We start from the raw sequence: 22,372 nt of genomic DNA, 5'->3' as shown, positions 1-22,372 counted from the left end.
GCTGGCGCTTTTCAAGCGTCCTCTTCGAGGATCCGCCAGCCCTTCTCGGTGCGGATCAGACGGATGGCTTCCTTCCTGTGCACCCGATCGCCGGCCTTGAAGTTGCCATACTGCATCTTCAGGGCCAGCAGGCCCATGGCATTCATGAACGCGGCCATCGGCGCATCACCGGCATCCTGCTTCAGTTCCGCCTCCAGCTCGCGCAGGCCCCTGCGGAACACCAGATCGTATTCCACCTCGGCCACGTAGACGTTGTCACGGGGTTCGTAGCCGTTCACCTTCTCGAAGTTCTCGATGGCGAACAGCTCGCCAAAACCCGCCTTCTGGAAGCGCTGCTCGACGAGCTGGCGGATTTCGTCAGCCGAGGGTTTGAGGGTGCAGGCGGCGAGCAACACCACGGACAGGGACAGCAGCAGGCGCGGCAAGGCGGTTTTCATGCAGGGCTCCAGGGAAAATGCGGAAAAGGGCATTCTCGCCCCATCGGCACGCCGGGGCAACGGCTTGCATGGGCGCGCCCGCCGCTCCATCATGGCCGGCAAACCGTCTCGGGAGGCCTGCCATGGCCGTGCTCGTGGAAGCCATTTCCGTCATCCTGCGCGCCGATGCCGTGTTGCGCGTCTTCAATGACGACTGGGAAGCCTTCATGGCCCTCGTGCCCAACGATACCCTGTGCGCCGACGGTGAACTGGTGCGCGTGGGCTTCATGACGCCCGATGACACGGAGGCATGGATTGCCGGCCTGGAACGGCGGGGGCTGGTCTATCTGCGCGAGGGGCGGGCCGTGGATCTGGTGGTGGTGGATCAGCTGCGCGGACCGGTGGCACCCTGCGACTGGCTCGAGTTCGGCCACATGCACGACGACGCGGCCGGGGTTTCGGTCGCCGCCGCGCGCCTGGCCGGCGGCGCGGAGACCAGCCTGGTCTCGCCGCCAGGCTGGGAATACGAACGTTCCCTGAGCCGCTCCTTCGGCTTCGTGCCCAACGAGGCCGCCGACCGTTCCCTGATCTTCCTGCGTCACGAAAACGGGCTGGACGTGTATCTCAACACGCTCACCGGCGAGGAAGTGTACGTGGGACGCAGCAAACCCCAGTGACCCTCACGTTGCGCGGAACCGAACCTCACTGGATCCGGAAAACGGAAATGGCCTGGTTCAACTCCCCGGCCACCGCTTCAAGTTCCTGGCTGGAAGCCGCCGTGTGCTCGGCGCTCTGGGCCGCCTCGCCGGCCAGGCTGCTGATCACGGTGACGTTCTGGTTGATTTCCTCGGCCACCGCCGACTGTTCGTCGGCCGCGGTGGCGATCTGGGTATTCATCTGGGCGATGGTGGCCACCGCCGTGGTGATGGCCTGCAGCGCCTCGTCAGCGGACCGCGCCGTGTCCACGGCCTGACCGGTACGCTGCTGCCCCTGCTCCATGGCGGCTACCGCCTGCCGGGCGCCGGATTGCAGCCGTTCGATCATGCTCTGGATCTCCTGGGTGGAGTCCTGGGTGCGGGAAGCCAGGGTCCGCACTTCGTCGGCCACCACGGCGAAACCCCGGCCCTGCTCGCCGGCACGGGCTGCCTCAATGGCGGCATTGAGCGCCAGCAGGTTGGTCTGCTCGGCAATGCCGCGGATCACGTCGAGCACCCCGCCGATCTGCACCGTATCCTCTTCCAGCCGCTGCAGCGTGCCGGCAGTGGCTTCCACCTCGGTGGCAAGATCGTTGATCACCTGCACCACCTCACTGACGATGACCCGGCCCCGGTTGGCTTCCTCGTCGGCCGCCTGAGCCGAGCCGGAGGCCTCGCCGGCATGACGCGCCACCTCCTGCACCGTGGCGGTCATCTCGTTCATGGCCGTGGCCACCTGTTCGAGCTTGGTCTCCTGCTGGTTCATGCTGTACTTGGTGTTCACGCTCAGCTCGGTGAGCCGGGCGGTCGCCTCGTTCAGGCGCTGACCGCTGCGGGCCACGTCACCCAGCATGTGCTGGAGCTTTTCCTGGAAGCGATTGAACACCCGCCCCAGGCCGGCCAGCTCGTCACGACCGTCTTCGGGCATGCGCCGGGTCAGATCCCCGTCGCCACTGGCGATCTCCTCAAGCGCCGAGGTCATGTGTCCGAAGGCCTGGCGGATGCCACGGATGGCAAAGACCGCCACGCCGGCCGCCAGCAAAACACCAATGGCGGTAAGGATGAGGGTTGTGCGCAAGGTGGCTCGTTCCCGTTCCAGAATGGAAGCCTGCACGGCAGACGTGTCCGCCATCTCGCGATTGATGAGTTCTTGCAGGTGGATCCGCACCTTCTGCCAATTGGGGTGCTCCACCGTGCGCAACAATTCAGTGGCGCCCTCCACATCACCCACCTTCATTCGCTCCAGCACCTGCAGCTTGGCATCGCGGGTCTTGTCCCAATAACCCTTGATCACCTGGAGCGCCTTGGCCAGTTCCTCTCGCTCTGCCGAAACCGCGAGCGCCGTGGCGTAGTTTTTCTCGAAGCGTTCGATGGCCGCCGGCACGACCTTGTAGGGTTTCTTCAGTTTCGGCTTGAGCACCAGATTGCGCAGGGCCACACCGGAGAGCAGGCCATCGCCATACATGTTCTGGTAAGCCGTGAGGCGCAACTGGTTGTGATTGAAGTAACTCGCGATCGTTGCACCACTGCTGGCCAGGCCATACAGTGAAACGAAAACGGTCAGTCCGAAACCGATGAAGATCAGGACGAAGGCCAGGCTCAATCGGGCGCGGATGGTCAGGCGGGATAGCAGGGTCATGGCTATGCTCCGTTGCGAATTGCCGTGATGTCATCTGCTTAGCGGCCGAGTCACGCCTTGTTTTACCCATGCTTTTGTACGGGTTTGCGCACACGACCGGCGACGATGTCGGGCTGAACCCCGACCCACAGCAGGGAGCACGATTTCGAGACCGTCAATCACCGCGGGCATGCCTTGCCAGCCAGCGATCGAGATGATTGGCGAAGGCCTGTTTTTCCCTTACACCGAAAGCAGCGGAGCCGCCCGTGTGGATACCGGATGCGCGCAGGGTCTCCATGAAATCACGCATATTGAGTCGCTGGCGAATGGTCTCGGCGGTGTGCCATTCACCCCGGGGGCCGAGGGCGGCGGCGCCCTTTTCGATCACCTCGGCCGCGAGCGGGATGTCCTGCGTAATCACCAGATCGCCGGGCCGGACTTCACGGGCGATCAGATTGTCGGCCACGTCGAAGCCGGCGGCCACCCGCTGGAAACGGAGGTTGGGCAGTTTCGGCAGGGGCAGCACATGATTGGCCACGAAGGTGGCGGGCAGGCCCGTCCGCCGGATGGCGCGGATGACGATCTCGCGTACCGCTATCGGACAGGCGTCGGCGTCGATCCAGATGTGGGGGTTGGGGGCATGGGCTTTGTGGGGATGGTCGTTGTGCATATTGTGGGATGGTTGTCGCGGCGGGGGCGCCGCGCCTGCAGGGTGAACGTTGGGAGGTGTTGTCGCGGCTTGCGCCGCTCCTACAGTTGGGGCTTGGTTTTGCGGATTCGGGTTGCTCAGTCGTCCGGTTCGTAGCCGAGGTTGGGGGCGAGCCAGCGTTCGACGACTTCGAGGGGCATCTGCTTGCGGCGGGCGTAGTCTTCGACCTGGTCGCGGTTGATCTTGCCGACGGCGAAATAGCAGGATTCGGGGTGGCTGAAGTACCAGCCGCTGACGGAGGCGGCAGGCCACATGGCGAAGCTGTCGGTGAGCTGCACGCCGGCGTGGGCTTCGGCGTCGAGCAGTTTCCAGAGCAGGGCCTTCTCGGTGTGATCCGGGCAGGCGGGATAGCCGGGGGCGGGGCGGATGCCCACGTAGTCTTCCTTGATCAGTTTTTCGTTGTCGAAGTTTTCCGACTTGAGGCCGTAGTCCGGCGTCCACTTGCGTGTTTCGTCGGCGTAACCCCAGTTGACGTTGCGCACCCGGTGGTGCATGTGCTCGGCGAAGGCTTCGGCCAGTCGGTCGGCCAGGGCCTTGAGCATGATGGCGTTGTAGTCGTCGCCCGCTTCCTCGAAGCGTTGCACGTGTTCGTCGATACCAAGGCCGGCGGTGACCACGAAGGCGCCCAGGTAGTCGGCCTTGCCGCTTTCCTTCGGGGCGATGAAGTCGGCCAGGCAGCGGTTGGGCTTGCCCGGGGGTTTTTCCACCTGCTGACGCAGATGGTGCAGAACCATGCGCACTTCGCTGCGGCGCTCGTCGGTGTAGACGGCGATGTCATCGTCACCTTCGCGGTTGGCGGGGAACAGGCCGATGACGGCGCGGGCGCGCAGCCATTTCTCGCGCACGATGCGATCGAGCATCTCGCGGGCATCGTCGTAGAGCTTGCGCGCTTCCTTGCCCTTGTGGGGATCGTTGAGGATCTTCGGATAGCTGCCGCGCATCTCCCAGGTGTGGAAGAAGGGGGTCCAGTCGATGTAGGGGACCAGGAATTCCAGCGGCATGTCGTCGAAGATCTGCAGGCCCAGATCGTTGGGCACCGGGGGGGTGTAGCCTTCCCAGTCGAGGGGCGAGCGGTTGGCCCGGGCCTGCTCCAGCGTGAGCCACTTGGTGGCGGCACGGCGGCCGGCGTGGGTCTTGCGCACCCGCTCGTGCTCGCGGCGCAGCTCCTCGACGAAGCTGTCCTTGAACTCTTCGCTGATCAGGTTCTGGGCCACGCCCACCGCCCGCGAGGCGTCCTTCACCCAGACCACGGGGCCGTCGTAGTGCTGCTCGATCTTGACCGCGGTGTGGGCGCGGGAGGTGGTGGCGCCGCCGATCATCAGCGGAATGTCGAAGCCCAGGCGCTGCATCTCCTTGGCCACGTGCACCATCTCGTCGAGGGAGGGGGTGATGAGGCCGGAGAGGCCGATAATGTCCACCTTCTCTTTCTTCGCCGTCTCCAGGATGGTGTTGGCGGGGACCATCACGCCCAGATCGATCACCTCGAAGTTGTTGCACTGCAGCACCACGCCGACGATGTTCTTGCCGATGTCATGCACGTCGCCCTTCACCGTGGCCATGAGGATGCGGCCGGCGGTCTCGGCGCCATCGGCCTTCTCGGCTTCGATGTAGGGGATGAGGTGGGCCACGGCCTTCTTCATCACCCGGGCGCTCTTGACCACCTGGGGCAGGAACATCTTGCCGGCGCCGAACAGATCGCCGACCACGTTCATGCCATCCATCAGCGGGCCTTCGATGACCTGGATGGGGCGGTCGAACTTCTGCCGGGCTTCCTCGGTATCTTCCACCACGAAGGCGTCGATGCCCTTGACCAGGGCGTGTTCCAGGCGCTTTTCCACCGGCCAGCTGCGCCATTCGAGATCTTCTTCCTTCTTCGTCTCGCTGCCGTCGCCGCGGTACTTGTCGGCAATCTCCAGCAGGCGTTCGGTGGCATCGGGGCGGCGATTGAGGATCACGTCCTCGACCCGCTCGCGCAAGTCGGCGGGGATGTCTTCGTACACGGCGAGCTGGCCGGCGTTGACGATGCCCATGTCCATGCCGGCACGAATGGCGTGGTAGAGGAACACGGCGTGGATGGCCTCGCGCACGGGGTTGTTGCCGCGGAAGGAGAAAGAGACGTTGGATACGCCGCCGGAGACCAGGGCGTGGGGGAGGCTCTGCTTGATCTCGCGGGTGGCCTCGATGAAGTCGACGCCGTAATTGTTGTGCTCCTCAATGCCGGTGGCCACGGCGAAGATGTTGGGATCGAAGATGATGTCCTCCGGCGGGAAGTCGAGCTTCTCGCGCAGCAGGCGATAGGCGCGGGTGCAGATTTCCACCTTGCGCTCGCGGGTGTCGGCCTGGCCTTCCTCGTCGAAGGCCATGACGATCACGGCCGCGCCGTAGCGCCGGCAGAGCTTCGCCTGTTCCAGGAACTTCTCTTCGCCTTCCTTGAGGGAGATGGAGTTGACCACGCCCTTGCCCTGGATGCACTTGAGGCCGGCCTCGAGGATCGGCCACTTGGAAGAGTCGATCATCACCGGCACGCGGGCGATATCGGGCTCGGAGGCGATGAGGTTGAGGAAGGTCACCATGGCCTTCTCGCCGTCGAGCATGCCCTCGTCCATGTTCACGTCGATGATCTGGGCGCCGCCCTCCACCTGCTCGCGGGCCACCTCGAGCGCGGTGTCGTACTCCTCATTGAGGATCAAGCGCTTGAAACGGGCGCTGCCGGTGACGTTGGTGCGCTCGCCGACGTTGACGAACAGGGAGTCCTCGCCGATGTTGAGCGGCTCGAGGCCGGAGAGGCGCGTCTCCACCGGCCGCTCGGGGATCCGGCGCGGCGGATGGGGCGCCACCGCCTCGGCGATGGCCCTGATGTGCGCGGGGGTGGTACCGCAGCAGCCGCCGATGATGTTGAGAAAGCCCTGCTTCGCCCATTCGCCGATCTCGCGAGCCATCTCCTCGGGCGATTCGTCGTATTCGCCGAACTCGTTGGGCAGGCCGGCGTTGGGATGAGTGTTGACGTGGCAATTGGCCAGGCCGGCGATCTCCTCCACGTACTGACGCAGCTCCTTGGCCCCCAGGGCGCAGTTGAAGCCGAAGCTGATGGGGCGAATGTGGCGCAACGAGTTCCAGAAGGCCTCGGCGGTCTGGCCCGACAGGGTGCGGCCGGAGGCGTCGGTGATGGTGCCGGAGATCATCACCGGCAGGCACTTGCCGGTGGCCTCGAAATACTCGTCGATGGCAAACAGCGCCGCCTTGGCGTTGAGGGTGTCGAAGATGGTCTCGACCAGGATGATGTCCGCGCCGCCGTCCACCAGGCCCCGGAGTGCCTCGGTGTAGCTCGCGCGCAGATCGTCGAAGTGGATGTTGCGATAGCCGGGGTTGTTGACGTCGGGCGAGATGGAGGCGGTGCGGTTGGTGGGGCCGATCACGCCGGCGACGAAGCGGGGCTTGTCGGCCGTGGCGTACTTGTCGGCGGCGGCGCGGGCGAGCCTGGCCGATTCCAGGTTCAGTTCGTAGGCGAGCGCCTCCATGCCGTAATCGGCCATGGAGACCGAGTTGGCGTTGAAGGTGTTGGTCTCGATGATGTCGGCCCCGGCCTCGAGATAGGCCTCGTGGATGTCGCGGATGATCTGCGGCTGGGTGAGGGAGAGCAGGTCGTTGTTGCCCTTGAGATCCGAGGGCCAGTCGGCGAAGCGTTCGCCGCGGTATTCGGCCTCGTCAAGCTTGTAGGTCTGAATCATGGTGCCCATGGCACCGTCGAGGATCAGGATGCGTTCGGCCAGGGCCTGTTCGAGCGTCTTCATGGACTGTCCGGAAATGGCGGCAGGATCTGCGAACGGTACAGTTTATCACGGGTGGACAGTGGTAAACTGCGGCCAGCCATTACACCTTGCCCCCTCACCCCCAGCCCCTCTCCCCGGAGGGGAGAGGGGGGTGAAAGGCGGGAAGCCGCCACTCTCTCCTCCGGGGAGAGGGGTGAGGGGACAACGGCGACCAGACACTACCGAAAGACCATGACGACCGCAGACCTGCCCAAACCGCCCAAGGCCCTTTTGCGCCCCATCGGCAAGGCGCTGGTGGAGCACGGCATGATCCGCGAGGGCGACCGCCTCCTGCTGGGCCTGTCCGGCGGCAAGGATTCGCTCAGCCTGCTGCACTGTCTGATCCATTTCCAGCGCCATGCGCCGGTGCGTTTCGATCTGGGGGCGGTGACCGTGGATCCGCAGGTGGAAGACTACGACCCGTCCGGCCTCAAACCCTATCTGGCCGCCCTGGGCATACCTTATTATTACGAAAGCCAGCCCATCGCCGAACAGGCGAAGGAACACATGGAGAAGGATTCCTTCTGCAGCTACTGCTCGCGCATGAAGCGGGGAATCCTCTACAACACCTGCCGCCGCGAGGGCTACAACGTGCTGGTGCTGGGGCAGCATCTGGACGATCTGGCCGAGAGCTTTCTCATGTCGGCCTTCCACGGCGGCCAGTTGCGTACCATGAAGGCCCACTACACCAACCGGGCCGGCGACGTGCGGATCATCCGCCCGATGATCTACGTGCGCGAGCGCCAGACCGCCGACTTCGCCGCCGCGGCCGAACTCCCCGTGGTGCCCGATTCCTGCCCGGCCTGTTTCGCCCACCCCACCGAGCGGGCGCGGATGAAATCCCTGCTGGCGAAGGAAGAATCCCACAATCGCACACTTTTCAAGAGCCTTTTACGGGCCATGGAACCACTTTACTCAAAAAACACCCCGGATTGAGAAACATGATTCCCACTTTCACGTTTTTTTGAACGAAAGTGGGTGATGGAGCAATATTTCCCTGGATGACCCGTGGAGCGGGTTCCTGACGGTCACGGGCCGGTGGCGTAAAGTCTCCCGCCCAGGCGCCGATGTACTCCTGTAGCAAAGACGCCGGACATCGCATGGGCATTCGCCAGAAAATCCTCCTCATCCTCGCCAGTGTGCTCGTCGTGAGCCTGACCATCCACGGCTGGCTGATCCTGGACGAACAGCGCGAGGAAGCCGTGGCGGATCTCCAGCACCGCGGGGCCGACATCTCCCATTTTCTTGCCAAGGCCGTGGCCTACAGCGTGATCGGCTACGACTATCACACCCTGCAACTGCTGATGAACGAGGTCGTTGCCACCGATGCGGTCAACCATGCGCAAGTCATCAACCTGACTGGCAAGATCATGGCGGAAGCCGGCAATCCCCATGATCCGGATACCCTGACCTTCGAACAGCCGGTGCAACTCGATGGCGAGCTGATCGGCCATCTCGTGCTGGGCATGAGCACCCGTCCGCTCAACCGGCGCATGGCCGAACACCACGTGAGCCTGTTCTCCCGCCAGATGCTGATCATCCTGCTGATCATCGCTGGCGAGCTGCTGGCCCTGTCGTGGTTCATCGTGCGGCCGGTGCGGCGCATGATCACCCTCCTGGCCCAAAGTGACGAGGACGATCCCCCGCGCCTGCCGGTCACCAGCCACGACGAGTTCGGACAGCTCGCCCGCCATTTCAATCACCTTCTCGATCGGCTCAAACAGGCCAACCGGCAACTCCGTCACGACGTCCACCGCAGCGGCGCCGAGCTGGACGTGAGCCGGGAACAGATCCGGGAACAGGCGGCCGAGTTGCGGCGCATCCAGGGGGAACTTCACCGCCTCTCCCGCCTCGACGATCTCACCAGCGCCTACACCCGCCGCTTCTTCAACGAACGCATGAACGACGCGGTCGAAGCCGCCAATGAGGAAGGCGAACCGGTGAGCCTGCTCCTGGTGGACATCGATCACCTGAAGATCGTCAACGACGTGCATGGCCATCACGTGGGCGACCGGCTGCTGCAGACCGTGGCCCGCACACTGCAGGCGACCTTGCGCGAATCGGATCAACTGTTCCGGATCTGCGGCGGGGAATTCGCGGTGCTGGCCTGGCACACGGGGGCAGAGACTGCCACCTGGCAGGCCGAACAACTGCGCGCGGCCGTGGAGCGGATCACCCTGACACTCGGCGACAAGACCGTGCAGCCCACCGCCAGCATCGGGGTGGCCACCATCCCCGACAGGGATCGGGAAACCAGCCGCGACTATTTCTACCTGTGCGCCGACCGGGCGCTGTACCACGCCAAGCAGCATGGCCGCAACAAGGTGGTGCACTGCCACACGCTGAGCCTCGAACCCATCACCCAACTGACGGATCGCGAATCGTGACGACCCGGCTGCACGCCTGGCTCTTTGTCTGCCTCGCCCTGTTCGCCGCCGGCATCGCCAGCGCCGCCGAATCCGGCCCCCGTCCGACACGCCTGCTGTTCGGCTCCGTGGCGATGGACATTCCCGCCATCATGCACCGGCGCCTCTCGCCCCTGACCCGCCATCTCGGCGCACGCCTGGGCATGCCGGTGACGCTGCGCCTGTCGCCAGACATGGACGCCGCCATCCAGGCCCTGGCCAGCGGCCAGGTGGACCTTGCCTACCTGACCCCCGTGGCCTATGTGCGCGCCCACGAACAGGGAGGCGCGCAACTCCTGGTGAAGACCCGCACCGAGGGGCGGGATCATCTCCGGCTGATGATCGTGGTGCGGCAGGACAGCCCCTGGCAACGGGTTGGCGAGCTGGCGGGGCAGCGTTTCGCCTTCGGCGATCGGGCCGCCCTGCTGCAACGGATCATGCTGGAAGGCGCGGGCCTGAAACTCGAACACCTGGCCGACTACCGTTTTCTGGGGCACAACGACAACATCGCCCGCGCCGTGCTCAACGGCGACTTCGACGCCGGCATCCTCAAGGACACCCTCGCCCTCCAGTGGCAGGGACGGGGCCTGCGGATCCTCTACACCTCGCCGGAACTGCCGCCCTACAACATCAGCGTGCGTGCCGGCCTCGAACCGGCCCTGGTGGCCAGGCTGCGCCAGGCTTTTCTCGCGCTGGATCCGGCCCGGCCCGTGGACCGCGACGTGATCAAGGCCCTGGACCCCCGCTACGACGGTTTCGTGGCGGCGACAGACGAGGAATACGACGTGGTACGCCAGCTGATCGCGCCGGTCCTCGAGCAGACTGAGTGAGCAGGTAGCTGAAAAACGACGTTCTTCAGGCGCCTATTAGTCCTGCGACCGCGTCAGATCCCGATAGAGGCTGCGCACCAGCAGCGCCACAACGAATACCCCAAGCAACAGAACGGCCCACAGCACCCAACGCCCCCAGGCCAAGTGCAACGGCGGCCGCAGAACGGCTTCGCCACCCAGTTTCTTCACGGCGCCCGCCAACGCCGGCAGGGGCATCATGCGCCGTTCGCCGTTGGCCAGTTTGCCCAACAGGTTTCCCTCCCCGGCGTCGCCGTGCTGGACCCGGGCGCTGCCGTAGGCCAGGATGAAAGGCCCCGGCCCCCGGGCCAGAAAGCGCAGGCGATGTGGCCGATACCCCAGCATCAGCTGTGGCCACGCCTGACCAAGGCTCGCGTTTTCGGCCTGAAGGCGCCAGAGGCGATCGTCACTGCGTTGCAGGTCGATGTCGGTCTGGCTGATCCGGAGGCCGTTGCTGCGCAGGTTGTAGACCAGGCCGTGTCCCCGCTCGCGCCACGGCGCGGCCTCGTCGGATCGGCTTGCTACCCGCATTTCGGCCAGGCTGTCATCAGGCAGTCCGATCCGGGCCAGCACCACCGGAAAACGGCCGGGAGATCGATACTGCCAACCGGAGCCATCCTCCTCGTCCGCCTTCAGAAATTGCGGCACCACGAAAAGCATCACCGTCGCCGGTTCCTTGCCGCGCCAGACGGCCTGCGCTGCCGTCAGCTGGAGGGAAAGCGGCTGCCGCACACCCCGGAGGCGCAGATAGCGCGACGCGGAAACGTTCCATTCCAGTTCCAGGCAATGGTGCTCCAGACGGCGGGGTCCCTGTTGCAGCGCGCCGAGCACACCCTGACTCACAGACACCCAGTGCTCCAGATCCCGGCTTCCCTCCACCTGAACCCTCTCCAGACCGGAGCTGGACTTTTCCCATTCCAGACACAGCTCGACGACCGGCTGATCGACACCTTCGAGATCGACGATCCAGGCCGGCTCGGTCGGCGCCTTCTGTGCCCCTGGCTCCGCCACGACCGTCCCCCGCCCTGAGGCATCGCTGTGCAGCCGCACCCGACTCCGCTCCATTGCGTCGCGCGGCAAACGCAAAGGGTAGAGCGGCACCGGCTTGCGCTTCTCGCGCACCACCGTGCGGGGCAGCAGCAGGGCATGGGGCACGACTTCCCCGCGACCATTGAAAACCCGCAGATCCACATCGACCCCCTGCACCACCCCGCGATACACACTCTCGGGCAGTTCCAGCTCGTAGAGGGAGCCTCGTCCATCGATCCGCAGAGGGATCCCCCAGGCAAAATCGGTCGGATGCGGTGCGATGCTGACCGCCAGTGCCGGATTGATCGCCAGCCACAGCGCCGGCAAAATCCATCGATTCATGCTGAGGCCTCCTCGTCTTCGGATTTCGATGAGGGCATGCGCGCAAAGTACCCGGTCGCCACCAGCAGCGCGCCCACCACCAGGAAGGAAATGATCCGCTCCAGCGTGCCACGTCCGGCCAGATCCACCAGAAACAGCTTGGCGACCGTCAGACCATAAAGCCCAAGCCCCGTTCGCCAGAGAACGGGCAAGTGTCGCCGGGAAGCGACGACCATCAACCCCAGAGCCACCAACCCCCAGACTACCGACAACAGGGCCTGATAGACGAAGGACGCAAACAGGGCGTCGAAGCGAAACGGCACATGGAACAGGAAGTGGGTGGTACGGGCCAGCAGACCGTCCAGCCAGAGGAAGACCATGGCCCCGCTGCCCACCCACAGCCAGCGCCCGAGGCGGGCCCGCCGAGGCCACAGCCAGGTAAACAGGATCAGCATCACCGCCAGCTCGCTCAGCTCCAGGGGGTTGAGCAGGGGCAGGTAGGGCAAGGGCTCGGCCCGCCCTTCCCAACCGAGCGCGGAAACGGGAACCCACAGCCCCAGAAGCACCGCCAGCGGGACAAGCGCCAGATCGCGTTGCGGCCCCGGTGGCGCGGCGAGAACCGGCCCGCCCGGACGCCCAGCCGGCCCCAGCCACCACAGGGCCAGCGCCGGCACCAGAATCCACGGCAACCGTCCCCAGAGGGTCGGAGCCCGGAGCGCCGTATCGACCTGCCAGGCCAGTTCCCGCGCCAGGAGAATCAGCAACAGCCACAACGACAGCGATTGCAGCACTCGCAGGGAACGCGCGTTCAGGCTGCCCGCCCCCCTTGCCAGCCCGTGATACCAGACTCCCCAGGCCAGAGGCCAGGCCATCCAGCCCCCGTTGGCCAGGGGATGGGCCGTGATCCGCGCGGTTTCCTGCAACAGATACAACAGCCCCAGCAGCGGCAACAAGGCAAGGTGGACCTCACGCAGGGCTGGCCAGGCCAGGCGCCCGCCGAGCCAGCGCAACACGGCGAAACTGATCGCCACCATGGCCACCCAGGCCGCTGGCCGCTGGGCTGGCGTCAGCCAAAGCGCCAGCTCTGCGCCCTCGGCCGCCAGCCACCACCCCAGTCCCCAAATCACCAGCAGCCAGTGGAGTCCTCTCGTCCATGACCACTCGGCGTGCAGGCCAGCCAGCCGCCAGGCCGAGAACAGACCGGCCAGGGCAATCAGCCCACCACGCAGACCAATTCCGCTTTCGACGCCCACCGATGTGCTCAGGGCGTCTCTGAGCATCGTGAAGAGGCCGAAAGGCATGTCGGTAAACAGCGGCGTATCGATCAGATACAGCAAACCCGCCACGAGCTGCAGGCCGACGCCGACCAGAATCGGCAAGGGCCGTGCCTGCCGCCCGCCCAGCCAGACCAGGGCAGCGCCCTGCAACGCCCAGGTCACCGATACCCAGTTGCCGTGCAGCGCCAAAGGCACCACGAGAATCAGGAAGGCGATGGCGATTGCCAGCAAGGCTTCGGCCAACGGTCGGAAGGCAGCATCGGTCTTGGCATGGCGACGCCACACCGCGCGCGCCAGAAACACGTAATAGGCCGCCATGACCAAAGCGCTCCAGGCGACCAGTTCGTCACGCTCGCGCAGCAGCAGCCACTGCAAGCCGAAGCAGACCAGCGGCGTACCGAACACCAGGGTACCGTCGACGAACCCACGCAACGCCCCTGGGCTGCGCAGGGCATGCAGCACGCCGATGACGCTGAACAGCAGGAAGAAGAAAATCAGAAACGGCTCGGTGGTCGCCAGATAGGCAGGCTGCCAGGCCTCTCTGGCCCACAGGCCACTGACCACGAGGGTGAAATAGAAACCAATCAGGTTCAGTTCGCGCCACGGACGGTACCAGGCGATGGTCAGAATGCCCACATTCAGCACGGCATAGTAGCCGAAAAACAGTACCGGATTGCCGGGTTCGCTGACCGTCAGCAAGGGGGCGAGAAAACCGCCCACGGCCCCGGCGGCCGCCAGGGCCCGGGCATTCTGCAGCAACGCCAGGGCTGCCGCCAGCAGTACCAGGGACAGCATCAGGGCAAAGGCGAAACCGGCAGGCAGCAACGCGAACAACCGGGTCGCCGCATAGACGGTGAGATACAGCAGCCCCACTGCACCTCCCTGGATCAGCAAGGCATAACTGCGCCGCCGGTGGCGCAAGCGCCAGCCCCAAAGCAGCGCCGCCAGTGCCGCCAGCGCCACGAGCACGAAGCGCCAGGCCACGGGCAGATGAAACCAGCCCTGCTCCACCCCGTAGCGATAGAGCATCGCTACCCCAACGAAGAGCACCAGCAAGCCCACCCTGACCACGGCATTCTCGCCGGTGAAAAAGGCCCGCAACCACCCCAGCAGCCGCTGCCCCTGGGCACGGGTGTCGGCCGTCGATGCTTCAATCGGATGGGGTGGCGACACCGGCGGGGATTCCGCGGCGGGAGACCGGCTTGCGGTCTCCTCCACGGTCGCCGGCGGGGAGAGTGGCTCGCGTATCCCTCTCTGCGCAGGGCGGGCCTCCGCGATTTCACGCCGGGGCGAGGCTTCGGTTACGGCACTCGGTTCCGCTTCCTGTCGGGCGGCTAGCGCCGCCTCCAGCCGGGCCACGCGCTTTTCCAACTTGCGCAACTCGAATGGCAGACCGATCAGCAAACCCAGCAGAAAACCGGCCCCGGCCCCGAGGGGAAACAGCTCCGAAAAGATGGCGGCAGCGAACAAGCCGCCGACCACGGCGCCAATCGTGGCCAGAACCCACATCATGAAATCTTCCTCCCTGACGCCTCACGAGCCGATACAGAATAACAAAGACAAACGCCACTCACCCATTCCGCCACATCGCGATGGATGGCATTGCAAGAGGGTCGTGTTCCTGGACCGGTGATCAGAGTTCCGCCAGCAACTGCTCCGTCATCCGCTGGGCCTGGCTGGCATAGCCGCCGCCGAACAGGTTGAAGTGGTTGAGAATGTGATAGAGGTTGTAGAGGGTGCGGCGTACGCCGTAGCCGGGATCCAGGGGCCAGGCTTCCCGGTAGGCAGCGTAGAAACGGTCGGGAAAACCGCCGAACAGTTCGGTCATGGCCAGATCGGCTTCCCGATCGCCGTAATAGACGGCCGGGTCGAAGATCACCGGCTCGCCCTCGGCGGTGAAGGCGGCATTGCCGGACCAGAGATCCCCGTGCAGCACCGAAGGCACCGGGGTGTAATCACCGAAGAAGGCATCGAGCCTCTCCTGCAGGCGCCGGCCCTTGTCGATGAGGCCGCGCGGCGCGCCATGCCGGGCGGCCAGATCGAGCTGGTGGCCAAGGCGGCGCTCGCGCCAGAAGGCGACCCAGTCGTGGTGCCAGGCATTGGGCTGGGGCGTGGAACCGATGGTGTTGTCGCGGTGCCAGCCGAAGCGCGCGGCGGTGTGGCGATGCATCGCCGCCAGCGCCCGGCCCATGCGCGCCGCGGCCTCGCCTCCTCCCGCGCCGGTGGGCAGGTATTCCATGACCAGAAAGGCCCAGCCGGCAGCGGTGCCGGTGACGAAGGGCTCGGGCACGCGAATGGCCTCGGCGGCGGCCAGCTCCCGCAGGCCCTCGGCCTCGGCCTCGAACATGGGCAGCAGCGCCGCCTCGTTGGTCTTGACGAAGAAGGCACCGGCATCGGTATCGAGGCGCTGGGCCTCGTTGATGCACCCCCCGCCCACGGCCTGCTGACCCTGCAGAACCGGGCGGCGGCCGAGCACATCGGCCAGGGCATCGAGAATGGCGTCGGCGATCATGGTTCCCCAAAGATACCCGACTCGCCGCGCCCGGGCGAGAGGCAGCCGATTCGGCGATGGTACACTGCCGACCCATCGAGAGCGTCTCGAAACCGGCGCGATCTCCGCGCACCGGAATGATCCGCAAGGGGGGTTCACGCCCCGAATCAGTGCTCTTTTGCGAACCGCGAAAACGGATTTATGCACAGGCCCCGAAAATACAGGCATTTACGTCAAAAAACTGCCACACACAACGACAAGATACTGCAAAAACAATGCAAACCATTGAAATTAAAAGAAATTAAATGTAGTACAAAATATCGCCAATTTAACGAAACAGTAAGAATCATGCGGCTTCGATGGCAATTACCCCAAACCATCCACAGACTTATCCACAGCTTTTGTGGATAACCGGCCAACCCCTGATGTGTCAGCCACTTAAGCGTATCCTTCTCGAAATGATCTCAACTATCGCGGCCAAGTGCCCCCTGCCGGCCCCCGCCTGAAGATGGATTCCGCCCCCGCCCTCATCCTGCGCGTGGCGATCCCCGCTCCCCTGCGGCGGCCCTTCGATTACCTGCCGCCGCCGGGCCGGGACCCGGCAAGCCTGATCCCGGGGATCCGCCTGCGGGTGCCCTTCGGGCGGGGCCACGTCATCGGCGTGCTGCTGGAGGTGGTGAGGAAGAGCGACGTGCCCGCCAGCCGCCTGAAGCCGGTGACGGAGATCCTCGACGCCCGGCCGCTGCTCGACGCCGAACTGCTCGATCTGCTGCGCTGGGCCAGCCGCTATTACCAGCACCCCATCGGCGAGGCGATCCAGCAGGCCCTGCCGGTGGCCCTGCGCCAGGGGGCCGCGGTTCGCCAGCAGGGCATTCCCCGCTTCCGGCCCACCGCCGCGGGCCTGGCGGGCGAGCCCGACAGCCTGAAACGGGCACCGCGCCAGCAAAGCCTGCTCGCCCATCTGCGCGCCCACCCGGAAGGGCTCACGCCGGGCCAGCTCGACGAACTGGGCTTCGCCTGGCGCGAGCCCATGAAGCGCCTGGAGGCCCGGGGGCTGGTCTGCCGCGAGGAAGGCACCTGCCTGCCCCCGCCGAGCCCGGATCCCCTGCCCGGCCCGACGCCGAACGCCGATCAGCAGGCCGCCATCGAGGCCGTGCAGAGCGAGGGCTACCACGCCTTTCTGCTCGACGGGGTGACCGGCAGCGGCAAGACCGAGGTCTATCTGCGCCTCATCGAGCGAACCCTGGCCGCGGGCCGCCAGACCCTTGTTCTGGTGCCCGAGATCGGCCTCACCCCGCAACTGCTGCAGCGCTTCCGGGCGCGGCTGGCAACGCCCGTCGCCGTGCTCCACTCGGGCCTCAATGCCTCGGAGCGCCTGTGCGCCTGGCAGGCGGCCGCTCGCGGCGAGGCCGGGGTGATCATCGGCACCCGCTCGGCCCTGTTCACGCCCCTGGCCCGCCCCGGGCTCATCGTGGTGGACGAGGAGCACGATCTGTCCTTCAAGCAGCAGGACGGCTTTCGCTATTCGGCGCGGGATCTGGCCCTGGTGCGGGCCCGCAATCTCGACATTCCCATCGTGCTCGGCTCGGCCACCCCTTCCCTCGAGAGCCTGGAGAACTGCCGGCGCGGCCGGCTGACCCGCCTGCACCTGCCAGCGCGGGCCGGCGCCGCCACCCCGCCCGCCTTCCGGCTGCTCGACGTGCGCGGCCAGAAACTCCAGGAAGGCATGTCGGCCCGGCTGCTGGCCAGTCTGGCGGAACACCTGGCGGCGGGCAATCAGGCGCTCGTGTTCATCAACCGCCGCGGTTTCGCCCCGGTGCTCATGTGTCACGCCTGCGGCTGGCATGCCCGCTGCCACCGCTGCGACGCGCACCTGACCGTGCATCGCCAGTCGGCCCGTCTGCGCTGCCACCACTGCGGCAGCGAACGGCCCCTGCCGCCGGCCTGCCCCGACTGCGGCGGCACCGAACTCCTGCACATGGGCTTCGGCACCGAGCGGGTCGCCGACTTCCTGGCCGCGCGCTTTCCCGAGGTGCCGGTGCTGCGCATCGACCGCGACACCACCCGCCGCCGGGGCGCCCTGCAGGCCATGCTCGAACGGATCCACGCCGGCGGCGCGCAAATCCTGGTGGGCACCCAGATGCTGGCCAAGGGCCATCACTTCCCCAACCTGACCCTGGTGGCCCTGCTGGATGCCGACTACGGCCTGTTCTCCGCCGACTTCCGCGCCGCCGAGCGCCTCGGCCAACTGGTGCTGCAAGTGGCGGGGCGAGCCGGACGGGCCGAAGCCCCCGGCGAAGTGCTGATCCAGACCCACCACCCCGACTCCCCCCTGCTGCGCTCCCTGCTGCGCCAGGACTACGCCCGCTACGCCAGCGAACTGCTGGCCGAACGGCGCCTGGCCGAGCTGCCGCCCTGCACCCACCTGGCCCTGCTGCGGGCCGAAGCCGTGGACGCCGAGGCCCCCGTCGCCTTCCTGCGCGAGGCCCGGCAGCGGGCCGAAGCCCTCGGCAGCGAAGGGGTGCAGATCTTCGGTCCCATGCCCTCGCCCATGGAACGCCGCGCCGGCCGGGTGCGCGCCCAGCTCCTGCTCCAGGCCAGCACCCGGGCACCGCTGCAGACCCTGCTCACGCCCTGGCTGCAGGCCCTCGAAAGCCTGCCCGCCGGCCGCCGGGTGCGCTGGTCCATCGACGTGGATCCCCTGGAGATGTTCTGAGTCGGCCAACCGGACTGCGCGGCACCGTACCGGGCACCCCGCCCAAACCGTGACCGGCATCACATTCCCGCCCACGGTGGCTTTCACACGGCCCGGCAGAGGATTACGATATCCGCCACAGGGAAGAACCACCCCGCCAGGGAGCAGCACATGGCGATCCAGGAACAATCCATCTACTACAAGCAATTCCAGGCCGAGCAGGACGCCTTCTGGAAACGCCGCCGCGCCCGGCGCATCGACCACGACAAGGTCCCCCGGGAAATCCTCGATCAGCTCAAGCCCACCTGGAAGCACTGGGAAGCCATCCCCGAACCGCAAGCCCGGGATCTGCAAGCCACCGACACCATCAAGCTGTTCCTGCGCGGCAGGGACGGCTGGGAAGCGGTGCCCAATTTCCGCCGGCGCGAAATCGGCCAGGCCATCCTGGCCTTCCGCCATCTCCCGGAATCCTGGCGCCCCGGCGGCGGCGCGAAGGGGCGCCGGACGGAAAACCCCGAACCGTTGCCGGTCCAGTCGGGCGCCCGGGTCGTTCAGACCCCCGTGGCCACCATCACCTCGCCGCCGGCCGGCGCCCGGCTCGAGTTCGGCAAGGCGCCCCATTTCCACAGCCGGCTCGTCGAACACCGGGTGCGCGAAGGCGAGACGGCGACGCAAATCGCCGCCCGGCTCACCGGCGAGGCCGATCCGAACCGCGTCACCGGCACCGCGGACGGCGGCTTCGTCCCCCAGACCGGCCCCATCCGGCCCGGCACGCTCGTGCGCGTGCGCACCGGCAAGGAACTGGCGGTCAGCGGCAGCGCCCGCCATCTCGAGCATGTCACCCTCGCCTGGCAGGGGCCGGTCTCGGGCCGCAAGGACGTGCCGGTGGACACCACCCGGGAAACCTGGGAGACCACCCTTCCCGCCCATCCCGGCGCCTACACCCTCACCGTCACCGGCGGCGAAGTGCCCCACCGCATTGAGGTGGAGGTGATTGGCCTGGTGAAAATCGCCGACATCGCCTACGAGCCGGCCACCGGCACCTTCTACGCCCTGACCGAGAACGACCTGCAGGAACTGCAGGCCGCCGGCAGGAAACTGGACGAAGCCGTGGACGAACTGCTCGACGCCCGCGCCCGCGGCGACCGCGAGGCCATCGCCCGGGCCACCGACCTCATCCACCGCGAGCTGCGCAACGCCGGCAACGCCCCGCTGACCGAAGGCGCCGACACCAGCCATCTTACCGAAATCACCCGCTTCGCCGGGCGCAAGGCCACCCTCGTGCCAAAGGGCAAGGTGCGCCGCCACTGGCGCACCTACACGCTCGACGCCGACATCGAAAAACGCAGCCGCAAACACGACCTCATCGGCGCCGACGGCCGCCTCTCCACCACCAAACTGCTCAACCGCATGAAGAAGCAGTTCGAGAAGAAAAGCGGTTTGCAGTTCGAGATGCCGGTGGCCGATTCCGTCAGCGGCGGCCTCACCGCCTGGGCCGAGGCCTTCAACAACCGCCCCGAGACGCTGCTGTTCGAGGGCCGCGACGCCGAGGGCAACGCCCTCGTCAAAACCACCCTCGACGCCCAGCTCCAGCGCTACAGCGCCGGCTACACCCTGGCCGCTGACTTCAAACCCGCCTCTGGCCGTTTCGGCATCCATGCGAAGGCCCGCGCCGAACTGGTGGCGGCCGAAGGCCGCATCGACGTCGAAGGCTACTTCCCCGACGATGCCGGCTGGCCCCTGCAGGTGAGCCTGCCCCTGCCCGACGGCGGCCGCAAGGAAGCCGATCTCGGCGCCATCCGCGCCAGGCTGAAACTGGCCCTCCACGGTTACGCCGGCGCCTCCGCTTCCCTCTCGGCCGACATCGAATTCAGCGTGGAGCAGGGCAGGGTGCTGCTGCGCGGCGTCGAGGAGCCCCAGGCGCTGCAGAAGCAGGACCCGAAGTTCGAACCCGTCGCCACCGGCGCCTCGGCCTTCATCGGCGTGCGCGCCGGCTGCGAGGCCGGGGGTGCGCTGGAATGGGACAACCCCCAGTACCGCCAGCGCGGGCGCGGCTGGCGCGCGCTGGCGGCGGTGGGGGCGGATGCCAACCTTTCTTTCGGCGCCGGCGCGGAAGCCGAATTCACCATCAGCTATGAGCGCGGCAAGTTCTACATCCGCGCCAAGGCCGGGGCCGTGTTCGGCGTCGGCTGCGGCGGCGATCTGGCCTTCACCGTCCACGCCGACCACATCTACGAGCTGGTGATGTTCGTCTATCACAAGCTCAAGAACGAGGATTTCGACCGGCTGCAGTTCATGGAGGAATTCGCCTTTGAAGTCCTCTATCGGCTCTTTCTGTTTGAGTTGTGGAAGGGAGAGAAGCTGGCAGAGATGTATGAAAGCGGCGTGGATGCCTTGAACGCGTGGTGGAACAACCTTGTGATGGAAATCAAGGATGACGAACTCCGCCGGCAAGCCGGCCAGACGCTTGCCTCAAACATCAACGCCAGACCTGAACTGCTGCTCTACGCCACCCCGGAGGCCAAGGGCCACATGCTGGCGGTGCTCTGCCACACCAGCCTCTTCTCCTTCGAGGAAGAGCAGGAAGAGGCCATCCTCGCCGTGCTCGGCACCCTGCAAAGCCTGCGGGACTATCACGAAACCCTGGAGCACCTGACCTTCGGCGCGGAGAAAATCACCGTGGAGGAAGGCCGGCGCATCCTGCACGGCATCCTGGACGGCCGGGAGCACCGTGCCTGGCACCGCCTCGAGAACCGCCTGCGCCGGCTCGAGGAAGAACTCCCGGCCCGCGCCCGGTATGATGTGGCCGTGCGCTTCGCCCCCACCGACACGGACTTCGCCTGATGAAACGCCTGATCTGCTTTCTGACTGCCCTGCTCCTGACCGCCTGCCAGGCCGGCGGCGAAGCGCAACCGCCTTCCGGCAATCCGGAAACCTCCCCGGACGTCCGGGCACTCGTGGACCGGACCCTGAAACAGATGGTCTTCGTCGAGGGCGGCACCTTCATGATGGGCGATTACGTCCACGAGCCCTTTCCCGGCGACAGCGGCCCAGCCTACTGGAGCCGCTTCTGGGACAGCAAACCCGCCCACGAAGTCACCCTCGACGGCTTCCACATCGGGCAGTACGAGGTCACCTTCCGGGAATACGACATCTATACCCGGGCCACCGGTCAACCGCTATTAGAGGCAAGAGCTTTACGCCTTGATATGCCCTATCGCAAAGATGACAAACCTGCGACCGGGGTAGACTGGCACCAGGCCCGCGCCTACTGCCAGTGGCTCGGTTCTCTGACCGGCCTGCCCTTCGACCTGCCCACCGAGGCCCAGTGGGAATACGCCGCCCGCAGCCGCGGGCGCTACGTGGGCTTCGCCACCGACAACGGCCTGTACGAGAAGGGCCGCAACTTCCCCCCCTTCGAGCGCTACGGCCATCCCGTGGGCACCTACCCCCCCAACCCCCTCGGCCTCTACGACATGAGCGCCAACGCCGACGAATGGGTGCTGGACTGGTACGACCCGGACTATTACAAAAAATCCCCCAGACACAACCCCAGGGGTCCCGACACCGGCACGAAGAAGGTGGTGCGAAGCGGCAGTTACCTGGAGTCACCCGGCGGCTCCACCGTCTACAGCCGCAAGGCCTCCTTTCCCGATGTGGGTGTCTACAATCGCGGCTTCCGCTGCGTCATCAACCGCGCCTCGCCCCTCCCCCAGGCCCGCATTCCCGATCCGAAGGCCCTGGAAAAACTGCAGGAGAAACCGCCCGCGAAACCGGCGCGGTAAACCCGCAACCCGGATGGAAACGCCCCATGCCGCAACCCATCCCCTCCCCGGATTCCGCTCGCGCTTCATCCGGGCTACCGTTGACCACTGCGTAGCCCGGATGCAGGCCCGCCGGGCCGCAATCCGGGTGTTCACCGCTACCATCATCACAAAGCCATCCAACAGCTGGAATTCCGGGTCCGGCCTGTCGTCTTCACCGCCTTTCTGCTAACCTCTTGAAAACGCGACCGTCTCCCCCCGCGGCCGCCACGGTCCACTCACGACAGGGAACCTG

14 protein-coding genes are annotated in these 22,372 nt (G+C 66.1%); 7 read left to right on the top strand and 7 right to left on the bottom strand.

The window, feature by feature from the left end; translation table 11 throughout:
• Positions 1 to 11 precede the first annotated feature (11 nt).
• Positions 12 to 437 carry a hypothetical protein gene (locus tag ACZ5BH_RS07185; RefSeq protein ID WP_464888576.1) on the bottom strand — a complete coding sequence of 142 codons (426 nt, stop codon included), beginning with the start codon at positions 435 to 437 and terminating at the stop codon, positions 12 to 14.
• A gap of 122 nt (positions 438 to 559) precedes the next feature.
• Here ACZ5BH_RS07185 and ACZ5BH_RS07180 point away from each other — a divergent pair, with 122 nt between their 5' ends.
• The gene (locus ACZ5BH_RS07180) at positions 560 to 1,093 is read left to right on the top strand and encodes a hypothetical protein (RefSeq protein WP_464888575.1); all 534 of its coding nucleotides are present in this window, start codon (positions 560 to 562) and stop codon (positions 1,091 to 1,093) included.
• A 25-nt stretch (positions 1,094 to 1,118) separates the two neighbouring features.
• On the opposite strand, the gene ACZ5BH_RS07175 is transcribed toward ACZ5BH_RS07180, so the two are convergent.
• The 3 genes from ACZ5BH_RS07175 to metH all read right to left on the bottom strand — a co-directional run bounded on the left by ACZ5BH_RS07175 (position 1,119) and on the right by metH (position 7,229).
• Positions 1,119 to 2,750, bottom strand: a complete 1,632-nt coding sequence (locus ACZ5BH_RS07175) for a methyl-accepting chemotaxis protein (RefSeq protein WP_464888574.1) — start codon at positions 2,748 to 2,750, stop codon at positions 1,119 to 1,121.
• A 154-nt stretch (positions 2,751 to 2,904) separates the two neighbouring features.
• Positions 2,905 to 3,399: a YaiI/YqxD family protein gene (locus tag ACZ5BH_RS07170; RefSeq protein WP_464888573.1), complete on the bottom strand. Its 495-nt coding sequence runs from the start codon at positions 3,397 to 3,399 to the stop codon at positions 2,905 to 2,907.
• Positions 3,400 to 3,515: 116 nt separating this feature from the next.
• Positions 3,516 to 7,229 carry a methionine synthase gene (gene metH / locus ACZ5BH_RS07165; protein WP_464888572.1) on the bottom strand — a complete coding sequence of 1,238 codons (3,714 nt, stop codon included), beginning with the start codon at positions 7,227 to 7,229 and terminating at the stop codon, positions 3,516 to 3,518.
• Between the two features lie 210 nt (positions 7,230 to 7,439).
• Between metH and ACZ5BH_RS07160 the strand changes: the two genes are divergently transcribed.
• From ACZ5BH_RS07160 to phnD, 3 genes are all read left to right on the top strand, one after another.
• The gene (locus ACZ5BH_RS07160; RefSeq protein WP_464888571.1) at positions 7,440 to 8,183 is read left to right on the top strand and encodes a PP-loop family protein; all 744 of its coding nucleotides are present in this window, start codon (positions 7,440 to 7,442) and stop codon (positions 8,181 to 8,183) included.
• Between the two features lie 164 nt (positions 8,184 to 8,347).
• A complete protein-coding gene (locus tag ACZ5BH_RS07155) occupies positions 8,348 to 9,634 on the top strand; it encodes a GGDEF domain-containing protein (RefSeq protein ID WP_464888570.1) in 1,287 nt (428 codons plus the stop codon).
• Entirely contained in the window at positions 9,631 to 10,482 is an 852-nt protein-coding gene (gene phnD, locus ACZ5BH_RS07150) for a phosphate/phosphite/phosphonate ABC transporter substrate-binding protein (RefSeq protein WP_464888569.1), read from the top strand. Before ACZ5BH_RS07155 ends, phnD begins: the two co-directional genes overlap by 4 nt.
• A gap of 36 nt (positions 10,483 to 10,518) precedes the next feature.
• Here phnD and ACZ5BH_RS07145 read toward each other — a convergent pair whose 3' ends face one another.
• The 3 genes from ACZ5BH_RS07145 to ACZ5BH_RS07135 all read right to left on the bottom strand — a co-directional run bounded on the left by ACZ5BH_RS07145 (position 10,519) and on the right by ACZ5BH_RS07135 (position 15,639).
• Positions 10,519 to 11,871, bottom strand: a complete 1,353-nt coding sequence (locus ACZ5BH_RS07145) for a DUF3999 domain-containing protein (RefSeq protein ID WP_464888568.1) — start codon at positions 11,869 to 11,871, stop codon at positions 10,519 to 10,521.
• Complete coding sequence (locus ACZ5BH_RS07140; RefSeq protein WP_464888567.1) at positions 11,868 to 14,639, bottom strand: DUF2339 domain-containing protein; 2,772 nt, start codon at positions 14,637 to 14,639, stop codon at positions 11,868 to 11,870. The genes ACZ5BH_RS07145 and ACZ5BH_RS07140 overlap by 4 nt, the downstream gene beginning before the upstream one ends.
• Positions 14,640 to 14,760: 121 nt before the next feature.
• Entirely contained in the window at positions 14,761 to 15,639 is an 879-nt protein-coding gene (locus tag ACZ5BH_RS07135; protein WP_464888566.1) for a fructosamine kinase family protein, read from the bottom strand.
• A gap of 487 nt (positions 15,640 to 16,126) precedes the next feature.
• Here ACZ5BH_RS07135 and ACZ5BH_RS07130 point away from each other — a divergent pair, with 487 nt between their 5' ends.
• The 3 genes from ACZ5BH_RS07130 (at position 16,127) to ACZ5BH_RS07120 (ending at position 22,098) form a co-directional block, all read left to right on the top strand.
• Positions 16,127 to 18,334 carry a primosomal protein N' gene (locus ACZ5BH_RS07130; protein ID WP_464888565.1) on the top strand — a complete coding sequence of 736 codons (2,208 nt, stop codon included), beginning with the start codon at positions 16,127 to 16,129 and terminating at the stop codon, positions 18,332 to 18,334.
• Positions 18,335 to 18,484: 150 nt separating this feature from the next.
• Complete coding sequence (locus ACZ5BH_RS07125; RefSeq protein WP_464888564.1) at positions 18,485 to 21,157, top strand: hypothetical protein; 2,673 nt, start codon at positions 18,485 to 18,487, stop codon at positions 21,155 to 21,157.
• Positions 21,157 to 22,098, top strand: coding sequence for a formylglycine-generating enzyme family protein (locus tag ACZ5BH_RS07120; RefSeq protein WP_464888563.1), 942 nt, complete (start codon positions 21,157 to 21,159; stop codon positions 22,096 to 22,098). The genes ACZ5BH_RS07125 and ACZ5BH_RS07120 overlap by 1 nt, the downstream gene beginning before the upstream one ends.
• Positions 22,099 to 22,372: the final 274 nt, after the last annotated feature.

Source organism: Thioprofundum lithotrophicum, assembly GCF_055387065.1.
Note: the sequence above shows the minus strand (reverse complement) of the source record. Positions and strands in the feature narration are given on the sequence as shown.

Coding starts and splice junctions, on each gene's coding strand:
- ACZ5BH_RS07140 (WP_464888567.1), bottom strand. CDS start 14,639: ATGATGTGGGTTCTGGCCACGATTGGCGCCGTGGTCGGCGGCTTGTTC.
- ACZ5BH_RS07175 (WP_464888574.1), bottom strand. CDS start 2,750: ATGACCCTGCTATCCCGCCTGACCATCCGCGCCCGATTGAGCCTGGCC.
- ACZ5BH_RS07120 (WP_464888563.1), top strand. CDS start 21,157: ATGAAACGCCTGATCTGCTTTCTGACTGCCCTGCTCCTGACCGCCTGC.
- ACZ5BH_RS07135 (WP_464888566.1), bottom strand. CDS start 15,639: ATGATCGCCGACGCCATTCTCGATGCCCTGGCCGATGTGCTCGGCCGC.
- metH (WP_464888572.1), bottom strand. CDS start 7,229: ATGAAGACGCTCGAACAGGCCCTGGCCGAACGCATCCTGATCCTCGAC.
- ACZ5BH_RS07130 (WP_464888565.1), top strand. CDS start 16,127: ATGGATTCCGCCCCCGCCCTCATCCTGCGCGTGGCGATCCCCGCTCCC.
- ACZ5BH_RS07180 (WP_464888575.1), top strand. CDS start 560: ATGGCCGTGCTCGTGGAAGCCATTTCCGTCATCCTGCGCGCCGATGCC.
- ACZ5BH_RS07145 (WP_464888568.1), bottom strand. CDS start 11,871: ATGAATCGATGGATTTTGCCGGCGCTGTGGCTGGCGATCAATCCGGCA.
- ACZ5BH_RS07155 (WP_464888570.1), top strand. CDS start 8,348: ATGGGCATTCGCCAGAAAATCCTCCTCATCCTCGCCAGTGTGCTCGTC.
- ACZ5BH_RS07185 (WP_464888576.1), bottom strand. CDS start 437: ATGAAAACCGCCTTGCCGCGCCTGCTGCTGTCCCTGTCCGTGGTGTTG.
- ACZ5BH_RS07160 (WP_464888571.1), top strand. CDS start 7,440: ATGACGACCGCAGACCTGCCCAAACCGCCCAAGGCCCTTTTGCGCCCC.
- ACZ5BH_RS07125 (WP_464888564.1), top strand. CDS start 18,485: ATGGCGATCCAGGAACAATCCATCTACTACAAGCAATTCCAGGCCGAG.
- ACZ5BH_RS07170 (WP_464888573.1), bottom strand. CDS start 3,399: ATGCACAACGACCATCCCCACAAAGCCCATGCCCCCAACCCCCACATC.